Consider the following 18699-nt stretch of genomic DNA (forward strand, 5'->3'; position numbering starts at 1 on the left):
CCTCCACGAAGAGAAGTACCACAACCGCACCACATCAAGCTGTCATTTAGCTGACATCGGCAGGATATCCAGCCGCCAGGACACTTTTTTGCCGCAATTCAAGCATGAGCGGCCGTGCATGCCGGTGGCGTCGATTGGAAATCCTTTCCAGATCGAGGAGGCAGGTGTGAACGCTATCGCCATTTACTGTGTCCGCAGCACCTCGTTCCAATGAGCGATCAGCCGCGCACGCTTGACCTGGTCGAGATAGACCATCAGCCCCGGACTGACGGGAACGGGTCGGAGCTGGGCGCCGAGAAGCTCCTGCAGGGTATTGGCCGTATTCTCGCCCGCAACCTCGGGGCTGACGGCCGGTATCTGAAGCTTTCGGGCCATGATCGTCTGTCCTTCCTTGGACATGAAGAAGGTGAGGTATTGCCGCCCGAGTTCCGGCTCCGCGGCAGCCTGCGGCACCAGCCCGATGCGTGACATCACGACTGTATAGTCCTTCGGCAGCACGATGCCGACATCGGGGTGCCGCGAGGCCCAGTCCGCCGCATAGGAACCGAGAATGTTGTAGCCGAGCACGAAGCGCCCGTCGGCTACCCTCTCCAGGATCGCCGAACTCGTCGAATAGAGCTTGACACCGGCAGCCCCCATCGCCCGGATCACCGACCAGATGTCCCCGAACTGCTCCTGATCGCGCGCCATGAACAGAAAGCCGACGCCGGAGCGTTCGATGTCATAGGTGCCGATCCGGCCGTAAACCGCGTTGCCTTTGCGTTTCAGGTAATCGACGAATTCCGCCCGTGAGCTTGGCACCGGCTCATGCAGGAAGCTCGGCTTGTGATAGACGAAGACGGCCGGCTCGAATGTGAGCGCATAGGCCGTGTTGCGCCAGTTTGCCCATTTCGGCCATTGTCCGCTCATTGGCAGATTGCTGACCTGCGCATAGCCGTCGTTGGAGAGCTTCACCTGCAGGTCCATCGCCGAAGAAAAGGCGAAATCCGCCGTTTTCTTCCCGCCATCCGTCTCCCGCACGATCCGGTCATAGATCTCGCCCGTCAGCATGTCTTCATAGCGCACGGCGACATCGGGATTGGCTTCCTGAAAGCCATGGATCATCGGCCGGGCGAGAGGCTCGTCGAGCGATGAATAAACCGTCAGCACCCGCGCATCAGCCTTGCCGGATCTGGCGGGATAGAAGGCCTGATCCGCGGCTGCAAAACCGGGACAGAGCAGGAGTAGCAGAACAAGAAGTCTCCTCATCAGCGCAGAATGCATCACCACGCTTCACCGGGCAAGCACGCGTGATCGCCTGACGCCTGTCTCGCAACGCGACAAGAGCATTAAAAGACGCTAAGCTAATTTAGACAACCGTATGGAGGGGCTATTGGAACGACGGCTGAGTGCCATACTCGCTGCCGACGTGGTGGGTTATAGCCGTCTGATGGGTATCGACGAGACCGGTACCCTGCAGGCGCTCAACCGCCACCGCTGCGAACTGATCGATGTCAGGATCTGCGACTACAAGGGGCGCATCTTCAAGTTGACCGGCGACGGAATGCTCGCGGAATTCCAAAGCGTGGTAAACGCAGTCGCCTGCGCTGTCGAAATCCAGCGCGAGATGGCTGCCCGCAACAAAGACGTCCCGCAGGACCAGCGCATCGAACTGCGCATCGGCATCAATCTCGGCGACGTCGTCATCGAAAACGACGACGTCTTCGGCGACGGCGTAAACGTCGCTGCCCGGCTCGAGCGCCTCGCTTGGCCCGGCGGCATTGTCGTTTCCGGCTCGGTTCGCGATCAGGTCGGCACGCGCCTCAACATCGGCTTCGAGTTCCAGGGGGAGCAATCACTGAAGAACATCAAGCAGAACGTGTCGGTGTTCACGGTTGTCCTCGATCCGCCTTCTGCAACGGCCGGCGCGTCAAGCGATGAGGCACGCAACACCTGCTTTATTGCCGTTCTGCCTTTCACCAACATGAGCGGCGATCCTGAGCAGGAATATTTCGCCGACGGCATCACCGAAGACATCATTACCGACCTTTCGAAGATATCGAGCCTACACGTCGTGCCGCGGCACACCGTCTTCACCTACAAGGGCAGTTCGCTGAAGGTAAAGCAGCTCGCAAACGAACTGGGCGTGCGATACGTTCTGCAGGGCAGCGTCCGCATCGCCGGCGCGCGCGTGCGCATTTCGGGCCATCTCATCGATACGGCGAACGGCGACCATCTGTGGGCCGATCGCTACGACCGCAATCTCACCGATATCTTCGCGATCCAGGACGAGATCACCAATTCGATCGTCGGCCAGCTCAAGATCCGGCTCCTGCCGGCCGAGAAGAAGGCCATAGCCGCCGAACCCACGGCCAATATCGAGGCCTATACCTACTATCTGCGAGGCCGCCAGCTATCGCACACCTGGACGAAGTCGTATCTGCAGCTCGCCCGCAGGATGTTCTGCAAGGCTGTGGAGCTGGATCCCGATTATGCGCGCGCCTACGCGGGCATTGCCGATTGCGATGCGGCATTACGCGATTGGGACCCGGACAATGTCCCTCTCGAGAGCATTCTGCAGATGAGCGCGCGCGCGCTCGAACTCGATCCTGATCTCGCCGAGGCCCATGCCTCCCGGGGTCTGGCGCTGCATCAAAACGGCCAGGATCAGCAGGCCATTGCAGCCTTCGAGCGGGCACTTGCACTTGAGCCCAATCTTTATGAAGCCAACTTCCACTATGCGCGATTCTTCTTCATGCGTGGCGATTTCGCCAACGCCGTCCGCTACTTCACGCGCGCGGCGCACATCCGCACGGACGACTATGTCTCGCCCATTCATCTGATGAGCGCCCACCGCTCGCTCGGGCGCATGTCGGATACGGAAAACTGGGCCAAGCTCGGGCTGCTGCGCGCAGAACGCGCACTGAACCTCAGTCCGGAAAATTCAGGGCCGGCCCATCGCGGCGCCCTGGCGCTGGCGCATCTCGGAGACAGGGCAAGAGCAAGGGACTGGGCAGCCCGCGCCATCGCGATCGATCCCGACGACATCGTTGCGCAATACAATCTCGCTTGCGTCTATTCGGTCCTCGGTGACGTGGAAGAAGCGATTGATATTCTGGAGAGGCTGATGCCGCGAAGCTCGGTCTACCACATCAAGTGGTTCGACAACGACTCCGATCTGGATAACATCCGCAGCGACCATCGCTTCCAGAAACTCCTGCTGGCAGCGCAGGAAGAACAACCGCGCGAGGTCGCTGAATAGAGCAGTCGGAACAGCCAAACTGCCGTTGATGAAATGACGCCGGGTTTTCCATTGCCGCTGGATGACATCCCCCTTCACGGGCTGTAATCTTCTTTGTTGAACAACAGGAAACCACCCGTGCGCATTCTCCTCACCGAAGACAATATCGCGCTGGCCGACGGCCTTTCGGCGATCTTGCGCGGTACGGGGCATGCCGTCGATGTCGTCCACGACGGCGCATCCGCCAATGCAGTCATCGCGGCGGAGAATTTCGACCTCGTGATCCTCGACCTCAACCTGCCCGAGATGGACGGGCTGGACGTCCTGCGCAGCATGCGCGCCCGGCAGAACCAGGCAGCGGTCCTAATTCTGACGGCACGCGGAGCGCCGGAGGAGCGGGTGAGAGGCCTCGACCTCGGCGCCGACGATTATCTCATCAAGCCCTTCGACATTACCGAATTCGAGGCTCGCGTGCGCGTGCTGCTGCGGCGCCAGGCGGGCCTGCATTCGGCGACGGTGATGTACGGCTGCGTGTCCTTCGACCTCAAGTCGCGCACCTTTGCGGCCGGCAATATGCAGCTTGATATTCCCGCTCGCGAAGTCGGACTGCTTGAAATCCTCTTCATGCGTGCCGGCAAGGTCGTTTCCAAAGAGGCAATCACCCAGTCGCTGACGGCCTTCGACGATGATATTTCCGCCAATGCGATCGAGCAATATGTCAGCCGGCTGCGAAAGCGCCTGGCACCGCATGGATTGACCGTGAAGACCGCGCGCGGCATCGGATATTATCTCGACAAGCTTCCCGAGGCCTCATGAAAGCCGCCTATTCGCTAAGGCGCCGGTTGCTTTTCTGGCTGCTGATCTCCACCGCCGTCATCGGCACGCTGGCGCTGGCCGACACGTACCGGGAGGCAGTCGAGACGTCGAACATCGTTTCAGATCGTGTGCTTGCCGGTTCGGCGCTCGCCATTGCCGAGCGCGTCGTCGTGGCAGAAGACGGCGCGCTGCAAGTCGACATTCCCTATGTCGCGCTGGAAATGCTGACGTCGGCCGCTCAGGACCGGGTGTTTTACCGCGTCGATGGCCCGCCGGGACGATTCATTACCGGCTACCAGGCGCTTCCGGTACTTGAGGAAACCAAGGGCGACGCAGCCGTCTTCGCAGACGATATTTTCCGCGGCGAGCCGATCCGCGTCGCGACGCTGGAACGCTCCGCCTCAACCGGCATCCGCTCGGTTCCCTTTGTTGTCACCGTCGCCGAAACGACGATCGCCCGCCGTCAGCTGGCACGTGCGATCCTTTTCCGTTCGGCTGTCCGCCTCGCCTTCATGATTGCCGGTGCAGCCGTGATCGTCTGGATTTCGGTCACGGTGGCGCTGCGGCCGCTCTACAAGCTGCGGGACGCAATCGGTGAGCGCAGCCCCGACGACCTGCACCCGATCGAGCAGTCGGTGCCGAGCGAGGTGCAGCCCTTGGTGGATACGGTCAACAGCTTCATGGTGCGCCTGCAGTCAGCCCTTGATGCGCTGCGGAATTTCACCGGCAATGCCAGCCATCAATTGCGCACGCCGCTTGCCATCATCCGAACCCAGCTTGCACTTTCCGCCCGCGCCGCAACCCTTGCTGAAGCGCAGGACTCGGCCCTGAAAGGCGACCAGGCCGTTGCGCACGCCGAACGCATTCTCGCCCAGTTGCTGCTGATGGCAAAGATCGACGCAGCAACAGCCAAGGAGGCTCTGGCAACCTCGAGGATCGACATCGCCGAGATCGCCCAGGAGATCACCGGCGAACTGATCCCGGCAGCCGCCGAAGCCGGTATCGATCTCGGCTTTGAAGGCGAGGGACATGCGATGGTCCGCGCCGAACCCCTGTTGATCGGCGAGCTGCTGCGCAATCTTGCCGGCAACGCCATCGCATATGCCGGCAAGAGCGCCGAGGTTACCATCAGGATTGCGCAGGATGACAAAACCGTGCGCCTCGAGGTTGAAGACAATGGTCCCGGTATCGCGCCGGAAAAGCTCGACGCCGTGCGCCGCCGCTTTTCGCGCGGAAACGACTCCGATGCGCCGGGGGCGGGCCTCGGCCTCCCGATCGTCGAGGAAATCGCCAATCTTTTCAATGCGACGCTTACGCTCTCGCCTGCGACCAGCGGCAAGGGGCTCAAAGCAGCCGTCGCCTTTGCAAAAGTGTCGTAAAGGCTTCGCGGCGTTAACCTTTGCGCCTTGCTTTCTTTCGTTGCATTGCACACTATCGCTGCGGGAACAGCAAATGCCGCATAACGATGTGGCGTCGGACAAGGCAAAATATGTCGATCAAAGCCAGTATCTATCATCTGACGCATTACAAATACGACAGGCCGGTCCGCCTTGGGCCGCAGGTTATCCGCCTCAAGCCCGCATCGCATTCAAAGACGCGGGTGCTCAGCCATTCGCTGAAGGTCACTCCGTCGAACCATTTCGTGAACCTGCAGCAGGACCCTTACGGCAATTATCTTGCCCGCTACGTCTTTCCCGACCCGGTGACCGAATTCAAGATCGAGGTCGATCTCGTCGCCGACATGACGGTCTACAACCCCTTCGACTTCTTCGTCGAAGAAGAGGCCACCAAATGGCCCTTCGACTATCCGCAGACGATCCAGGAAGACCTGTCGATCTATATGAAGCCCGAGGACCCCGGCCCGCGGCTCAAGGCTTTCCTCGAAACGCTCGACTATTCGCCGGGACAGCCGACCGTTGACATGGTCGTCGGCCTCAATGCCCGCCTGCAGCAGCAGATCGGCTATGTCATTCGCATGGAGGCCGGCGTCCAGACGCCGGAGGACACGCTTGAAAGCGCCAGAGGCTCCTGCCGTGATACAAGTTGGCTGCTCGTTCAGGTACTGCGTCATCTCGGCCTCGCCGCCCGCTTCGTCTCCGGCTACCTCATTCAGTTGACGCCCGATCTGAAGGCCCTTGACGGACCCTCCGGTACGGAAGTCGATTTCACCGACCTGCATGCCTGGGCCGAAGTCTATCTGCCCGGCGCAGGCTGGGTGGGCCTCGACCCGACATCCGGACTGCTCACCGGCGAAAGCCACATTCCGCTTGCCGCAACCCCGCATTACAGCAACGCCGCCCCGATCTCCGGCGGCTATTTCGGCGAAGCCAACACCGAGTTCGCCTTCGACATGAAGGTCGCCCGTGTCGCCGAGCATCCGCGCATCACCAAGCCCTTCTCGGAGGAAAGCTGGAACGAGCTCGACGCACTTGGCGAAAAGGTGGATCGTATCCTCAAAGCACAAGATGTGCGCCTGACGATGGGCGGCGAGCCCACTTTCGTGTCGATCGACGATTTCGAATCCGAAGAATGGAATACCGCCGCGGTAGGCCCGACCAAGCGGGAGAAAGCCGACAGCCTGATCCGCAGGCTGCGCGAGCGCTTTGCCCCGGGCGGCTTCCTGCATTACGGACAGGGCAAGTGGTATCCCGGCGAAAGCCTGCCGCGCTGGACCTTCTCACTCTACTGGCGCAAGGACGGAAAGCCGATCTGGCAGAATCCGGATTTGATCGCGGCAGAAGGCGCTGACACCGTCGCCAAGGCCGAAGACGCCGAGCGGCTTCTCACCGGCATCGCGCGCGAGCTTGCGATTGCGCCTGATATGGTGCTGCCGGCCTATGAGGATCCCGCCGAGTGGATCGTCAAGGAGGGAAGCCTCCCCGAAAATGTCGATCCGTCGAATTCCAAACTGAAGGATCCGGAAGAACGCAACCGCATTGCCCGCGTTTTCGAACGTGGCCTGACGGTTCCGACAGGCTATATCCTTCCCGTTCAGGCCTGGAACGCTCAGGCTTCAGGGCACCGTTGGATCAGCGAGAAATGGCAGACCCGACGCGGCAAGATCTTCCTCGTGCCAGGCGATAGCCCTGTCGGGTACCGTCTGCCGCTCGGTACGCTGCCCTACGTGCCGCCATCGCAATATCCCTATATCCATATGGCCGACCCATCGATCCCGCGCCAGCCGCTGCCGGAGGTCTTCGTGCCGGCCGGCCGCGCCATGCCGGAGGCCTCCTTTCATCGCGACGAGAGCGGCCAGAGCCGTGTGGAGCAGACCCTCGGCGAGATCGGCGGCGCGGTTCGCACTGCAATCTCGGTCGAGCCGCGCGACGGCCGGCTTTGCGTCTTCATGCCGCCCGTCGAGCGCATTGAAGACTATCTCGAACTCGTCGCAGCCGCCGAAAACGCTGCGGCTGAACTTGGACTTGCCGTCCATATCGAGGGCTACTCGCCGCCTCAGGACGAGCGCATCAACGTCATTCGTGTTGCACCGGATCCCGGCGTCATCGAGGTCAATATCCACCCCGCCTCGAACTGGCGGGATTGCGTCGCGATCACCACTGCGATTTACGAAGAGGCGCGCACGACCCGGCTGGGCGCCGACAAGTTCATGATCGACGGCCGTCACACGGGCACGGGCGGCGGCAACCACGTCGTCGTCGGCGGCGCCAATCCGAACGACAGCCCGTTCCTGCGCCGGCCCGACCTCTTGAAGAGCCTCGTGCTGCACTGGCAGCGGCATCCCTCGCTCTCCTATCTCTTCTCCGGCATGTTCATCGGGCCGACCAGCCAGGCGCCGCGCATCGACGAGGCCAGGCACGACAGCCTGTACGAGTTGGAAATCGCGCTTGCCCAGGTGCCGGCACCTGGCCGCGGCACGCCGCCGCTTCCCTGGCTGACCGACCGTCTATTCCGCAATCTCCTGATCGACGTGACCGGCAACACCCACCGTGCCGAAATCTGCATCGACAAGCTGTTTTCGCCGGATGGGCCGACCGGACGTCTCGGACTCGTAGAGTTCCGCGGTTTCGAAATGCCCCCGAACGCGCGCATGTCGCTTGCTCAGCAATTGATGGTCCGCGCCCTCATTGCCCGCTTCTGGAAAAATCCCGCCGACGGCAAGTTCGTGCGCTGGGGCACTTGCCTGCACGATCGCTTTATGTTGCCGCATTTCGTCTGGGCCGATTTCCTGGATGTGCTTGCCGATCTCAAGGAAAACGGGTTCGAGGTCAGCCCGGAGTGGTTCAAGGCACAGCTCGAATTCCGCTTCCCCTTCTGCGGCGAAGTGGAATACGAAGGCTCGAAACTCGAGCTTCGCCAGGCGCTCGAACCCTGGCACGTCATGGGCGAGGAAGGCGCGATTGGCGGCACTGTTCGATATGTCGACAGCTCGGTCGAACGACTTCAGGTTCGCCTCGAAACCAGCAATTCCTCGCGCTACACCGTCACCTGCAACGGCCGAACCGTGCCGCTTCAACCGACAGGGACGTCCGGCGTCTCCGTGGCCGGCGTCCGTTTCAAGGCCTGGCAGCCGGCCTCGGGCCTGCACCCGGTCCTGCCGGTCAATACGCCTCTGACATTTGACATTTATGATACATGGTCCAAGCGTTCGATCGGCGGCTGCATCTATCATGTTGCCCATCCGGGCGGGCGCAACTATGACACCTTCCCGGTAAACGGCAACGAAGCGGAAGCAAGGCGGCTGTCCCGATTCGAACCGTGGGGACATACGGCAGGCGGCTTCATTCCGCGCGCCGAGATGGGTTCGCCGGAATTCCCGCTGACGCTGGATCTCCGCAGGCCGGCAGGCATTTGACGAGCTAGGTTTTAATGGGCAAGAAACCGGCAGTGGAGAAACGTAGGCACGAGGTTGCAAGCCGCGGCGGCAACGATGCGGCATCAGGCTATGCGCCCCTGCCCGGCATTGCCGACGAGATGGTCGACAACAACGGCGCAATCCGCCCGGCCTGGCAGCGCTTTCTTGCGGGCTTCGGAGCAATTCCAAAGAAGGAACTGACCGAGCGCTTCGCCCGCGCCGACCGCTATCTTCGCGATGCCGGCGTGTTCTATCGCGCCTATGGCAGCAAGGGCACCGGCGAGCGGTCCTGGCCGCTGTCGCATATCCCGGTCCTGATCGACGAGCGCGAATGGCAGGCGCTTTCGGCCGGTCTCGTGCAGCGCGCTAATCTGCTTGAGGCGATCGTTGCCGATATCTACGGCCACAACAAGCTGGTCGAGGAAGGCTTCCTGCCGCCTGGCCTGATCGCCGCCAACCCGGAATTCCAACGTCCGCTTGCAGGCGTAAAGCCCGCGACCGGCCACTACCTGCATTTCTGCGCCTTCGAGATTGGCCGCGGTCCGGACGGAAACTGGTGGGTTCTGGCAGACCGCACACAGGCGCCGTCAGGTGCAGGCTTCGCGCTTGAAAGCCGCGTTGCCACCACACGCGCCTTCTCCGATATCTATGCCGAAACCCCGGTTCACCGTCTCGCCTCCTTCTTCGGCGCCTTCCGCGATGCGTTGCAGACGATGAAGCATTCCGGCGACGACCGCATCGGCGTCCTGACCCCCGGGCCGGCAAACGAAACCTACTACGAACACGCCTATATCGCCCGCTATCTCGGTTTCATGCTGCTTGAAGGCGAAGATCTGACGGTGGTCAACGGCCGCGTCATGGTTCGCACGGTGGCCGGCCTGAAGCCGATCGGCGTCCTCTGGCGTCGCCTCGATTCCGCTTATGCCGATCCGCTGGAGCTGAACCAGAATTCTCATATCGGCACGCCCGGTCTAGTCGAGGCACTGCGCGCCGAATCGGTGACGATCGTCAATGCTCTTGGAACAGGCATACTGGAGACGCGCGCCTTGCTCGCCTTCATGCCGACGATCTGCCGCCGCCTGCTTGGCGAAAAACTCCACTTGCCGTCGATCGCCACTTGGTGGTGCGGCCAGAAGGAGGAGCGCGAACATGTCGCAAGGAACATCGAGAAGATGGTGATCGGCCCTGCCTATTCGCGCGCTCCCTTCTTCGACGATAGCGGCGAGTCCGTCCTCGGCTCGTCGCTGCGTGCTACGGCAAAGGATTCGATCACCGACTGGCTGATTTCCGACGGCCAGAAACTCGTCGGCCAGGAGGTCGTGACGCTGTCGACGACGCCGGCCTGGGTAGACGGAAAGCTGACGCCGCGGCCGATGTCGCTTCGCGTCTTTGCCGCCCGCACGGCGAATGGCTGGCAGATCATGCCGGGCGGCTTTGCCCGCATCGGCGCCGGCGATGACGCTGCTGCGATCGCCATGCAGTCGGGCGGGGCGGCGGCAGACGTGTGGATCGTCAGCGACAAGCCGGTCGAGCGCCATACCCTGCTGCCTGCCGAGGGAAGCTTCACCCGCAATATGCCGGGCAGCCTGCCGAGCCGGGCGGCCGACAATCTCTTCTGGCTCGGCCGATACATCGAGCGCGCCGAAGGAGCGCTGCGCATCCTTCGCGCCTGGCACGCCCGTTACGCCGAAGCCGCCGATCCGAGTCAGCCGCTGCTTGCCGATGTTTCCGAATATCTCGCCGCCGTCGACATCGGCACGGACGAGGCCGTACCCGAAACACTGCTGCGCAACATCGACAGCGCCGTCTATTCCGCCAGCAATATCCGCGACCGGTTCTCGCCGGATGGCTGGCTGGCCCTTAACGATCTGGCCAAGACCGCGCATCGTTTCCACGTCAGTGTTGCAGCAGGCGACGACGCCAGCCATGCCATGACGATCCTGCTGCGCAAGCTCGCGGGCTTTGCAGGTCTCGTGCATGAAAACATGTATCGATTCACGGGATGGCGCTTCCTCTCGCTCGGTCGCTATATCGAGCGCGGCCTGCACATGACCCGTCTTCTCGGCCATATGTCGGGCCCCGATGCCCCTGACGGCGCGCTCGACATGCTGCTCGAGATCGGCGACAGCGTCATGACTCACCGCCGCCGGTACAACGTCAACACCGCGCGCCTGACCGTCACGGACCTTCTGGCGCTCGATCCGCTGAACCCGCGTTCGGTTCTCTTCCAGATGAACGAGATCCATCGCGAGGTCGAGCAGCTGCCGAACGCCTTCGTCAACGGCCAGATGTCGCCATTCTACCGCGAGGCAATGCGCCTGCATTCCGGCCTCGCCGTCATGACGCCGGAAACGATGAGCGGCGAGTTCTACAACAGGTTCGAACGCGAGCTCGAGCAGCTGTCCGACCTTCTCGCCCAGACCTACCTCGGGTGACCGCCGTGCTCTACGACCTCACCCTGCACATGGGATACACCTACGACACGCCGGCTTCCGGCGCGCGTCACATCATTCGCCTGATGCCGCTTTCGCTGCCCGACCGGCAGCGGCTGGTCGCAGGCTCGATCACCGTATCCCCCTCGCCGGATGAGCAATCGCATTTCACCGATTTCTTCCTCCATCCGGCAACATCCTTCCTGCTGCGGTCGCCGCACGAGACGTTGGATATCCGCATGCAGGCCCGCGTGCAGGTCGACAGCCGTTCGATCGCCGCCGATTTCTCGCCGGATCTCGACCGCCTGCCCAAGGAGGTCGCCGGCGTCTGGTCGCTGGAGCCTGACGCTCCCCATCATTTCCTCGCCAGCAGCCCTCGTCTCACGGAAACCCGCGCCATTTCGGACTATGCCAGGGGTTGCGCTCTGCCGGGCCTTACGGTCCTGCAGATCGCCACTGCCTTGTGCACTCGCATCAACAAGGATTTCACCTACGATACGGAAGCGACGACGGTAGATTCAACGGCTCTCGACTCTTTCACCCTGAAACGCGGCGTCTGCCAGGACTTCGTCCATGTCATGATCCTGGCATTGCGCAGCCTCGGCATCCCGGCAGGCTATGTCTCCGGCTTCCTGCGGACCATCCCGCCGCCCGGCAAGGAACGGCTCGAAGGCGCTGACGCCATGCATGCCTGGGTTCGTGTCTGGTGCGGTGAAACACTCGGCTGGGTCGAACTCGACCCGACCAACGACATGCCCGCCGGCACCGACCACATTGTCGTCGCCTATGGCCGCGACTATTCCGACGTCGCCCCCGTCATTGGCGTCCTGAAGAGCTACGGCGGCCATCGCGCCGTGCAGGCCGTCGACGTCATTCCCATCAAGTGATGGCAAGACAGGAATAACCGCTGCTTCCTCAAGCCTCGCGACCTGCAAAAATTCCTGTTCTTTCCGACGGCCTGAAGCTTGAGACCGACGGGCCTTGGCGCAAGCACCCGTCTGCCGTCTTCCCGGCCTTTGTGCCGGAATGAGCCAATGGCTGCGGTAAGGCTTGCAGGGCCGACGCAGAACCGGCCGCCACAGGCGTTAATGCGCAAACGCGCCAGCCATCTTCTCGGCGCGACGTCCATGCGGCAAAACGCAGTAGATCATGTCCCGAAATCGCAAGTTGTCTGCAATTTTAGCGATTACCTTAAGACCTGTGGTAACAACCGCGCTGTAGATATGCAAACAGCATAAATTTTCTCTTGCTGCAGGTGACATTATGTCTCCCATATCTTTTCTGGGCGCCAAACTTGCGCGCCTCGTGCGTGATTGTTCGGGCAATTTCGCCATGATGACGGCAATTTTGATGCCAATCGCCATCGGCGCTGCCGGGCTCGCCGTCGACGTATCCAACATGATGCTTTCGCAACGTCAGTTGCAGGAAGCATCCGATTCGGCCGCTCTGGCCGCAGCCTCCGCGCTCGTCGCCGAAAAGGTCGACGTGGATGGCGCCAAGGAGCTCGCCAAGAACTTTGTCATCGGCCAGATGTCAAATTACATTGACGATGCCGACACGATCGCAGCCCTTAGGGATGCAATGTCTGTTGTTGTCACCGAAACCGCATCCAGTTCGGGCGGCAAGTCCTTCAAGGTCGAGGTCAAGAGTGCCTACAACGCGAACAACACAGCGCTGATGCGCGTCATGGGCAAGGAAGCGACGCGGATCGGAGCTTTGTCCAAGACGGAGAGCAGCACCGAAAATACCGTCACAAAGAGTTCGCTTTCGATGTATCTCGTGCTCGACCGTTCGGGATCGATGGCCGAAGATACTACGGCTTCGTATACGCGCACGGAAAGCTACAACTGCGGCACGAAGAAGAACCCGAAGACCTGCGACCGAACGGTCACGGACTACTACACCAAGATCGAGGCATTGAAGCTGGCCGTTTCGAGCCTTCTGACCCAGCTGAATACCGCAGATCCTAATCTGCAATACGTCCGCACCGGCAGCGTGTCTTACAATGACCAGATGCAGTCGGCGTTGAATCTTGCCTGGGGAACGTCCGCCGTGTCGACCTACGTCAACGTTTTGACGGCGACAGGCGGTACAGATTCAAGCGATGCCTTCAAGGCGGCATACAACAAGCTTGTCGACCCGGCCGAGAATGCAGCGCATTTGAACAAGAACGGCCTGACGCCCGACAAATACATTGTGTTCATGACGGACGGCAACAACAACTACACTTCAGCCGATACCGAAACAAAGACGTGGTGCAACCTGGCGCGCGAAAATAACATCACGGTCTATACGGTTGCGTTCATGGCTCCCGATCGCGGCAAGGCGCTTTTAAGCTACTGCGCGACGAGCTCGTCGACCTATTTCGAAGCCGAGAACATGGCCTCGCTCGTCGCAGCCTTCAAGATAATCGGATCGTCGGCCGCCAAACAGAGCATTCGCCTCACCCAATGAATTCGGCCTTCGTCGTTTCAGGAAAAGGCCGCTCCGGAACAAACCGGGGCGGCTTTTCGTTTAGGGCTAATCTCGCGCATCAGAACGGGAAAACCAATTGAAATCAAGTCCCTTATGCCGGTGAAGACGACGGTTCGCCAAATTTTTGCTTTCGCTAAATCCCTTGTTGCAAGTGCTTGGTAACGATGCATAAACTGCCGTGACCGGCGTGCGTGCAAAGTCGGCTTCGTCAGACGTAACGCACTGTAACTAAATCAAAATTGGCGAGATATGACGATGAACCCCGTTTCCAAGCCGACCATCCCCTCTCCCGCCCCGCGCAGTTCCAGGCCGGAAATTCTAGCCGAAGAAATCATCGAACGCCTGACTTACCGCATCGGCAAGGATGCAAAAGTTGCCAAGCCACATGATTGGCTGACGGCGACTATCCTCGTCGTTCGCGACCGCATCATCGACAAATGGATGGAATCGACGCGCAAGGTCTACGCGACCGGCGACAAGCGCGTCTACTACCTGTCGCTCGAGTTCCTGATCGGCCGCCTGATGCGCGATGCCGTCACCAACATGGGCCTGATGGAGCAGGTGCGCGATGCGCTCGCCTCCCTCGGCGTCGATGTCAACGTGATCGCCGGCCTCGAGCCGGATGCTGCTCTCGGCAACGGCGGCCTCGGGCGCCTGGCGGCCTGCTTCATGGAAAGCATGGCAACGGTCGAGGTGCCGGCCTATGGCTACGGCATCCGTTATGTCCACGGCCTCTTCCGTCAGCAGCTTGCCGACGGCTGGCAGGTGGAATTGCCGGAAAGCTGGCTGGCGCATGGCAACCCGTGGGAATTCGAACGCCGCGAAAGCGCCTATGAAATCGGTTACGGCGGCACCGTCGACGTCGCCAACGACGCCGAAGGCAAGCCGCGTTACGTCTGGAAGCCGGCAGAGCGCGTCATCGCCGCTGCCTTCGACACGCCGGTGGTCGGTTGGCGCGGCAAGCGCGTCAACACGCTGCGTCTCTGGTCGGCCCAGCCGATCGACCCGATCCTGCTCGACGCCTTCAATGCCGGCGACCATATCGGTGCCTTGCGCGAAAGCAACAAGGCGGAAAGCCTGACGCGCGTGCTCTATCCGGCAGACGCGACGCCGGCCGGACAGGAGCTGCGCCTTCGCCAGGAATTCTTCTTCTCCTCCGCCTCGCTTCAGGACATCCTGCGCCGCCACCTGCAGCAGTACGACGATTTCTCCTCGCTGCCGGACAAGGTGGCGATCCAGCTGAATGACACGCACCCCGCCGTTTCGGTTGCCGAGCTGACACGCCTGCTCTGTGACGTTCACGGCATGGATTTCGAACAGGCCTTCGATATCGTCCGCCGCACGATTTCCTATACCAACCATACGCTTCTGCCGGAAGCTCTCGAAACCTGGCCGATCCCGCTCTTCGAACGGTTGCTGCCGCGTCACATGCAGCTGATCTACGCCATCAATGCCAAGATCCTGCTTGAGGCGCGCAGGGAGAAGAACTTCTCCGACACCGAAATCCGGGCGATCTCGCTGATCGACGAGAGCGGCGACCGCCGGGTGCGGATGGGCAATCTCGCCTTCGTCGGCTCGCATTCGATCAACGGCGTTTCCGCCCTGCACACCGAACTCATGAAGGTGACGGTCTTTGCGGACCTACACAAGCTCTATCCGAACCGCATCAACAACAAGACGAACGGCATCACACCACGCCGCTGGCTTCAGCAATGCAACCCCGGCCTCACCAGCCTGATCCGCGAGGCGATCGGCGAAGAGTTCATGGACGACGCCGAAAAGCTCAAGCCGCTCGAAAAATTCGCAACCGATCCGGGCTTTCAGGAAAAGTTCGGCTCCGTCAAGCGCGCAAACAAGGTAGCGCTTTCCAATCTTGTCGCCAGCCGCATGGGCGTGAAGCTTGATCCTTCCGCGATGTTTGACATTCAGATCAAGCGCATCCACGAGTACAAGCGCCAATTGCTCAACGTTATCGAGGCGGTCGCTCTCTACGACCAGATCCGCTCGCATCCCGAACTCGACTGGGTGCCGCGTGTGAAGCTTTTTGCCGGCAAGGCGGCGCCCAGCTATCACAATGCCAAGCTCATCATCAAGCTCATCAACGACGTCGCCCGCACGATCAACAACGACCCGGCCGTCCGCGGCCTGCTGAAAGTGGTCTTCGTGCCCAATTACAACGTCTCGCTTGCCGAGGTCATGGTGCCGGCCGCCGACCTCTCCGAGCAGATTTCGACGGCCGGCATGGAAGCCTCCGGAACCGGCAACATGAAGTTCGCTTTGAATGGAGCGCTCACGATCGGCACCTTGGACGGGGCGAATGTCGAAATGCGCGACAATGTCGGCGCCGACAATATCGTCATCTTTGGCCTGCGCGCCGATGAAGTCGCCGATGCCCGCACCGACGGACACAACCCGCGCTCCATCATCGAAAGCTCGCGCGAACTGTCGCAGGCACTGGCTTCGATTGCCGGCGGCGTCTTCTCGCCCGATGACCGAAATCGCTACGCCCAGCTGATCGATGGCATTTATTCGCACGACTGGTTCATGGTCGCCGCCGATTTCGACGCCTATGCAGCCGCCCAGCGGGACGTGGACCAGATCTGGAACAAGCCCGCCTCCTGGTATGCAAAGACCATCAACAATACCGCGCGAATGGGCTGGTTCTCCTCCGACCGCACGATCCGGCAGTATGCCGATGAAATCTGGAGAGCCGGATGAAAACGCCGAAAGCCGCCCTTGAAGTAAAGCGTCCCTGGGAGATTACGGCAGACGAAATATCGGCAATCCTTACCGGCTCGCACGCCAACCCATTTGCCGTCCTCGGCGTGCATGAGGCAGGCGACAGCTATGCTGCCCGCTGCTTCATTCCCGGCGCCGAAGACGTCACCGCCTTGACGCTCGACGGCAGCGTCATTGGCGAACTGAAGCAGCTCCATCCGGATGGCTTTTTCGCTGGCCCAGTGGCGCTGGCGAAACGGCAGCCGGTGCGCTACCGGGCCCGGCGCGACGATGCGGAATGGGCCGTCACCGACCCTTACAGCTTCGGCCCCGTGCTCGGCCCGATGGACGATTATTACGCGCGTGAAGGCTCGCATCTGCGCCTCTTCGACAAGATGGGAGCGCACTGGATCAAGCATGAAGGCGCACAGGGAATCCATTTTGCCGTCTGGGCTCCGAATGCCCAGCGCGTTTCCGTCGTCGGCGATTTCAACAATTGGGACGGCCGCCGGCACGTGATGCGTTTCCGCGCCAGCGCCGGGATATGGGAAATCTTTGCGCCGGATGTCCCGACGGGCGTCCCTTACAAGTTCGAGATCCGCGGCCATGACGGCGTTCTCCTGCCGCTGAAAGCCGATCCCTTTGCCCGGCGCAGCGAGTTGCGGCCGAAGACCGCCTCCATCGTGGCGCCTGAGCTTCTGCAGGAATGGCAGGACGAAGATCACCTCAAACACTGGAGCGAAACCGACAAGCGTCGCCAGCCGATCTCGATCTATGAGGTGCATGCCGGGTCATGGCAGCGCCACCAGGATGGCTCCTTCCTCTCCTTCGACGAGCTTGCTTCCAGCCTCATCCCCTACTGCGTCGACATGGGCTTCACCCATATCGAATTCCTTCCGATCACCGAACATCCCTACGATCCGTCATGGGGCTACCAGACCACCGGGCTTTACGCGCCGAGCGCCCGCTTCGGCGAACCTGAGGGTTTTGCCCGTTTCGTCAACGGCTGCCACAAGGCCGGCATCGGTGTCATACTCGATTGGGTGCCGGCTCACTTTCCCACCGACGAACATGGCCTCGGCTGGTTCGACGGCACGGCTCTTTACGAGCATGAGGATCCGCGCAAGGGTTTCCACCCGGACTGGAGTACGGCGATCTACAATTTCGGCCGTACCGAAGTTCAGTCCTATCTCGTCAACAACGCGCTCTACTGGGCCGAGAAATTCCATCTGGACGGCCTGCGTGTCGATGCCGTCGCCTCGATGCTCTATCTCGATTACTCACGCAACCATGGCGAATGGATTCCGAACGAATACGGCGGCAACGAAAACCTCGAGGCTGTCCGCTTCCTCCAGGACATGAACACCCGCATCTACGCCGAGCACCCGGGCGTCATGACCATTGCCGAGGAATCGACCTCCTGGCCGAAGGTCTCGCAGCCGGTACATGAAGGCGGCCTCGGCTTCGGCTTCAAGTGGAACATGGGCTTCATGCACGACACGCTGAGCTACATGAAGCGTGATCCGATATATCGCAAACATCACCACAACGAACTGACTTTCGGCCTGCTCTACGCCTATTCGGAAAACTTTGTTCTGCCGCTCTCCCATGACGAGGTGGTGCACGGCAAAGGTTCGCTGATTGCAAAGATGCCTGGCGACGACTGGCAGAAATTTGCAAACCTGCGCGCCTATTATGCCTTCATGTGGGGCTACCCCGGCAAGAAACTGCTCTTCATGGGCCAGGAATTTGCGCAATGGAGCGAATGGAGCGAGGCAACCTCGCTCGACTGGAACCTGCTGCAATACCGCATGCACGAAGGCATGCGCCGCCTCGTGCGCGACCTCAACTTCACCTACCGCTCCAAACCGGCGCTTCACGCGCGCGATTGCGAAGGCGACGGTTTCGAATGGCTGATTGCCGACGATCACGAAAACTCCGTCTTTGCATGGCTGCGCAAGGCACCGGATCACAAGCCGATCGCCGTCATCACCAATTTCACGCCGGCTTACCGAGAAAACTATTCCATCCGCCTGCCGTTCGAGGGACGCTGGCGGGAAATCCTCAATACTGATGCCGATATCTACGGCGGCAGCGGCAAGGGAAATGGCGGGCGCGTGCAGGCCGTCAATGCCGGCGGCAGCATCATTGCGTCGATCACCTTGCCGCCGCTGGCGACGATCATGCTTGAACCTGAGACTTAAGGACTGGTGGGAGGAGTAGAT

General features: G+C 61.1%; 10 protein-coding genes. 9 read left to right on the top strand and 1 reads right to left on the bottom strand.

Going from position 1 to position 18699, the window contains the following annotated elements; genetic code table 11:
• Nucleotides 1-183: 183 nt before the first annotated feature.
• Complete coding sequence (locus AM571_RS17395; protein WP_074063324.1) at nucleotides 184-1230, bottom strand: ABC transporter substrate-binding protein; 1047 nt, start codon at nucleotides 1228-1230, stop codon at nucleotides 184-186.
• Between the two features lie 142 nt (nucleotides 1231-1372).
• Between AM571_RS17395 and AM571_RS17400 the strand changes: the two genes are divergently transcribed.
• From AM571_RS17400 to glgB, 9 genes are all read left to right on the top strand, one after another.
• Entirely contained in the window at nucleotides 1373-3241 is a 1869-nt protein-coding gene (locus AM571_RS17400; RefSeq protein ID WP_074062478.1) for an adenylate/guanylate cyclase domain-containing protein, read from the top strand.
• A gap of 117 nt (nucleotides 3242-3358) precedes the next feature.
• Nucleotides 3359-4036 carry a response regulator transcription factor gene (locus AM571_RS17405; RefSeq protein ID WP_074062479.1) on the top strand — a complete coding sequence of 226 codons (678 nt, stop codon included), beginning with the start codon at nucleotides 3359-3361 and terminating at the stop codon, nucleotides 4034-4036.
• On the top strand, nucleotides 4033-5415 hold the full coding sequence (locus AM571_RS17410; protein ID WP_074062480.1) for a sensor histidine kinase: 1383 nt from the start codon (nucleotides 4033-4035) through the stop codon (nucleotides 5413-5415). Before AM571_RS17405 ends, AM571_RS17410 begins: the two co-directional genes overlap by 4 nt.
• Nucleotides 5416-5525: 110 nt before the next feature.
• Nucleotides 5526-8849 (top strand): DUF2126 domain-containing protein, encoded by a 3324-nt coding sequence (locus AM571_RS17415; RefSeq protein WP_074062481.1) that lies wholly within the window; start codon nucleotides 5526-5528, stop codon nucleotides 8847-8849.
• A gap of 14 nt (nucleotides 8850-8863) precedes the next feature.
• Complete coding sequence (locus AM571_RS17420) at nucleotides 8864-11284, top strand: circularly permuted type 2 ATP-grasp protein (protein ID WP_074062482.1); 2421 nt, start codon at nucleotides 8864-8866, stop codon at nucleotides 11282-11284.
• A complete protein-coding gene (locus AM571_RS17425; RefSeq protein WP_074062483.1) occupies nucleotides 11281-12168 on the top strand; it encodes a transglutaminase family protein in 888 nt (295 codons plus the stop codon). The genes AM571_RS17420 and AM571_RS17425 overlap by 4 nt, the downstream gene beginning before the upstream one ends.
• Before the next feature lie 376 nt (nucleotides 12169-12544).
• Complete coding sequence (locus AM571_RS17430; RefSeq protein ID WP_074062484.1) at nucleotides 12545-13735, top strand: pilus assembly protein; 1191 nt, start codon at nucleotides 12545-12547, stop codon at nucleotides 13733-13735.
• 276 nt (nucleotides 13736-14011) lie between these two features.
• A complete protein-coding gene (locus AM571_RS17435) occupies nucleotides 14012-16474 on the top strand; it encodes a glycogen/starch/alpha-glucan phosphorylase (RefSeq protein WP_074063325.1) in 2463 nt (820 codons plus the stop codon).
• Nucleotides 16471-18678: a 1,4-alpha-glucan branching protein GlgB gene (gene glgB / locus AM571_RS17440; protein ID WP_074062485.1), complete on the top strand. Its 2208-nt coding sequence runs from the start codon at nucleotides 16471-16473 to the stop codon at nucleotides 18676-18678. Before AM571_RS17435 ends, glgB begins: the two co-directional genes overlap by 4 nt.
• The last annotated feature ends 21 nt before the right edge of the window (nucleotides 18679-18699 follow it).

Origin of the sequence: Rhizobium etli 8C-3, from assembly GCF_001908375.1 — a bacterium.
In the GTDB taxonomy this organism is placed as follows: domain Bacteria; phylum Pseudomonadota; class Alphaproteobacteria; order Rhizobiales; family Rhizobiaceae; genus Rhizobium; species Rhizobium etli_B.

Bases quoted from the DNA above. Each gene is read 5' to 3' on its own strand.
- AM571_RS17410 (WP_074062480.1), top strand. From the start codon at position 4,033: ATGAAAGCCGCCTATTCGCTAAGGCGCCGGTTGCTTTTCTGGCTGCTG.
- AM571_RS17415 (WP_074062481.1), top strand. From the start codon at position 5,526: ATGTCGATCAAAGCCAGTATCTATCATCTGACGCATTACAAATACGAC.
- AM571_RS17420 (WP_074062482.1), top strand. From the start codon at position 8,864: ATGGGCAAGAAACCGGCAGTGGAGAAACGTAGGCACGAGGTTGCAAGC.
- AM571_RS17430 (WP_074062484.1), top strand. From the start codon at position 12,545: ATGTCTCCCATATCTTTTCTGGGCGCCAAACTTGCGCGCCTCGTGCGT.
- AM571_RS17435 (WP_074063325.1), top strand. From the start codon at position 14,012: ATGAACCCCGTTTCCAAGCCGACCATCCCCTCTCCCGCCCCGCGCAGT.
- glgB (WP_074062485.1), top strand. From the start codon at position 16,471: ATGAAAACGCCGAAAGCCGCCCTTGAAGTAAAGCGTCCCTGGGAGATT.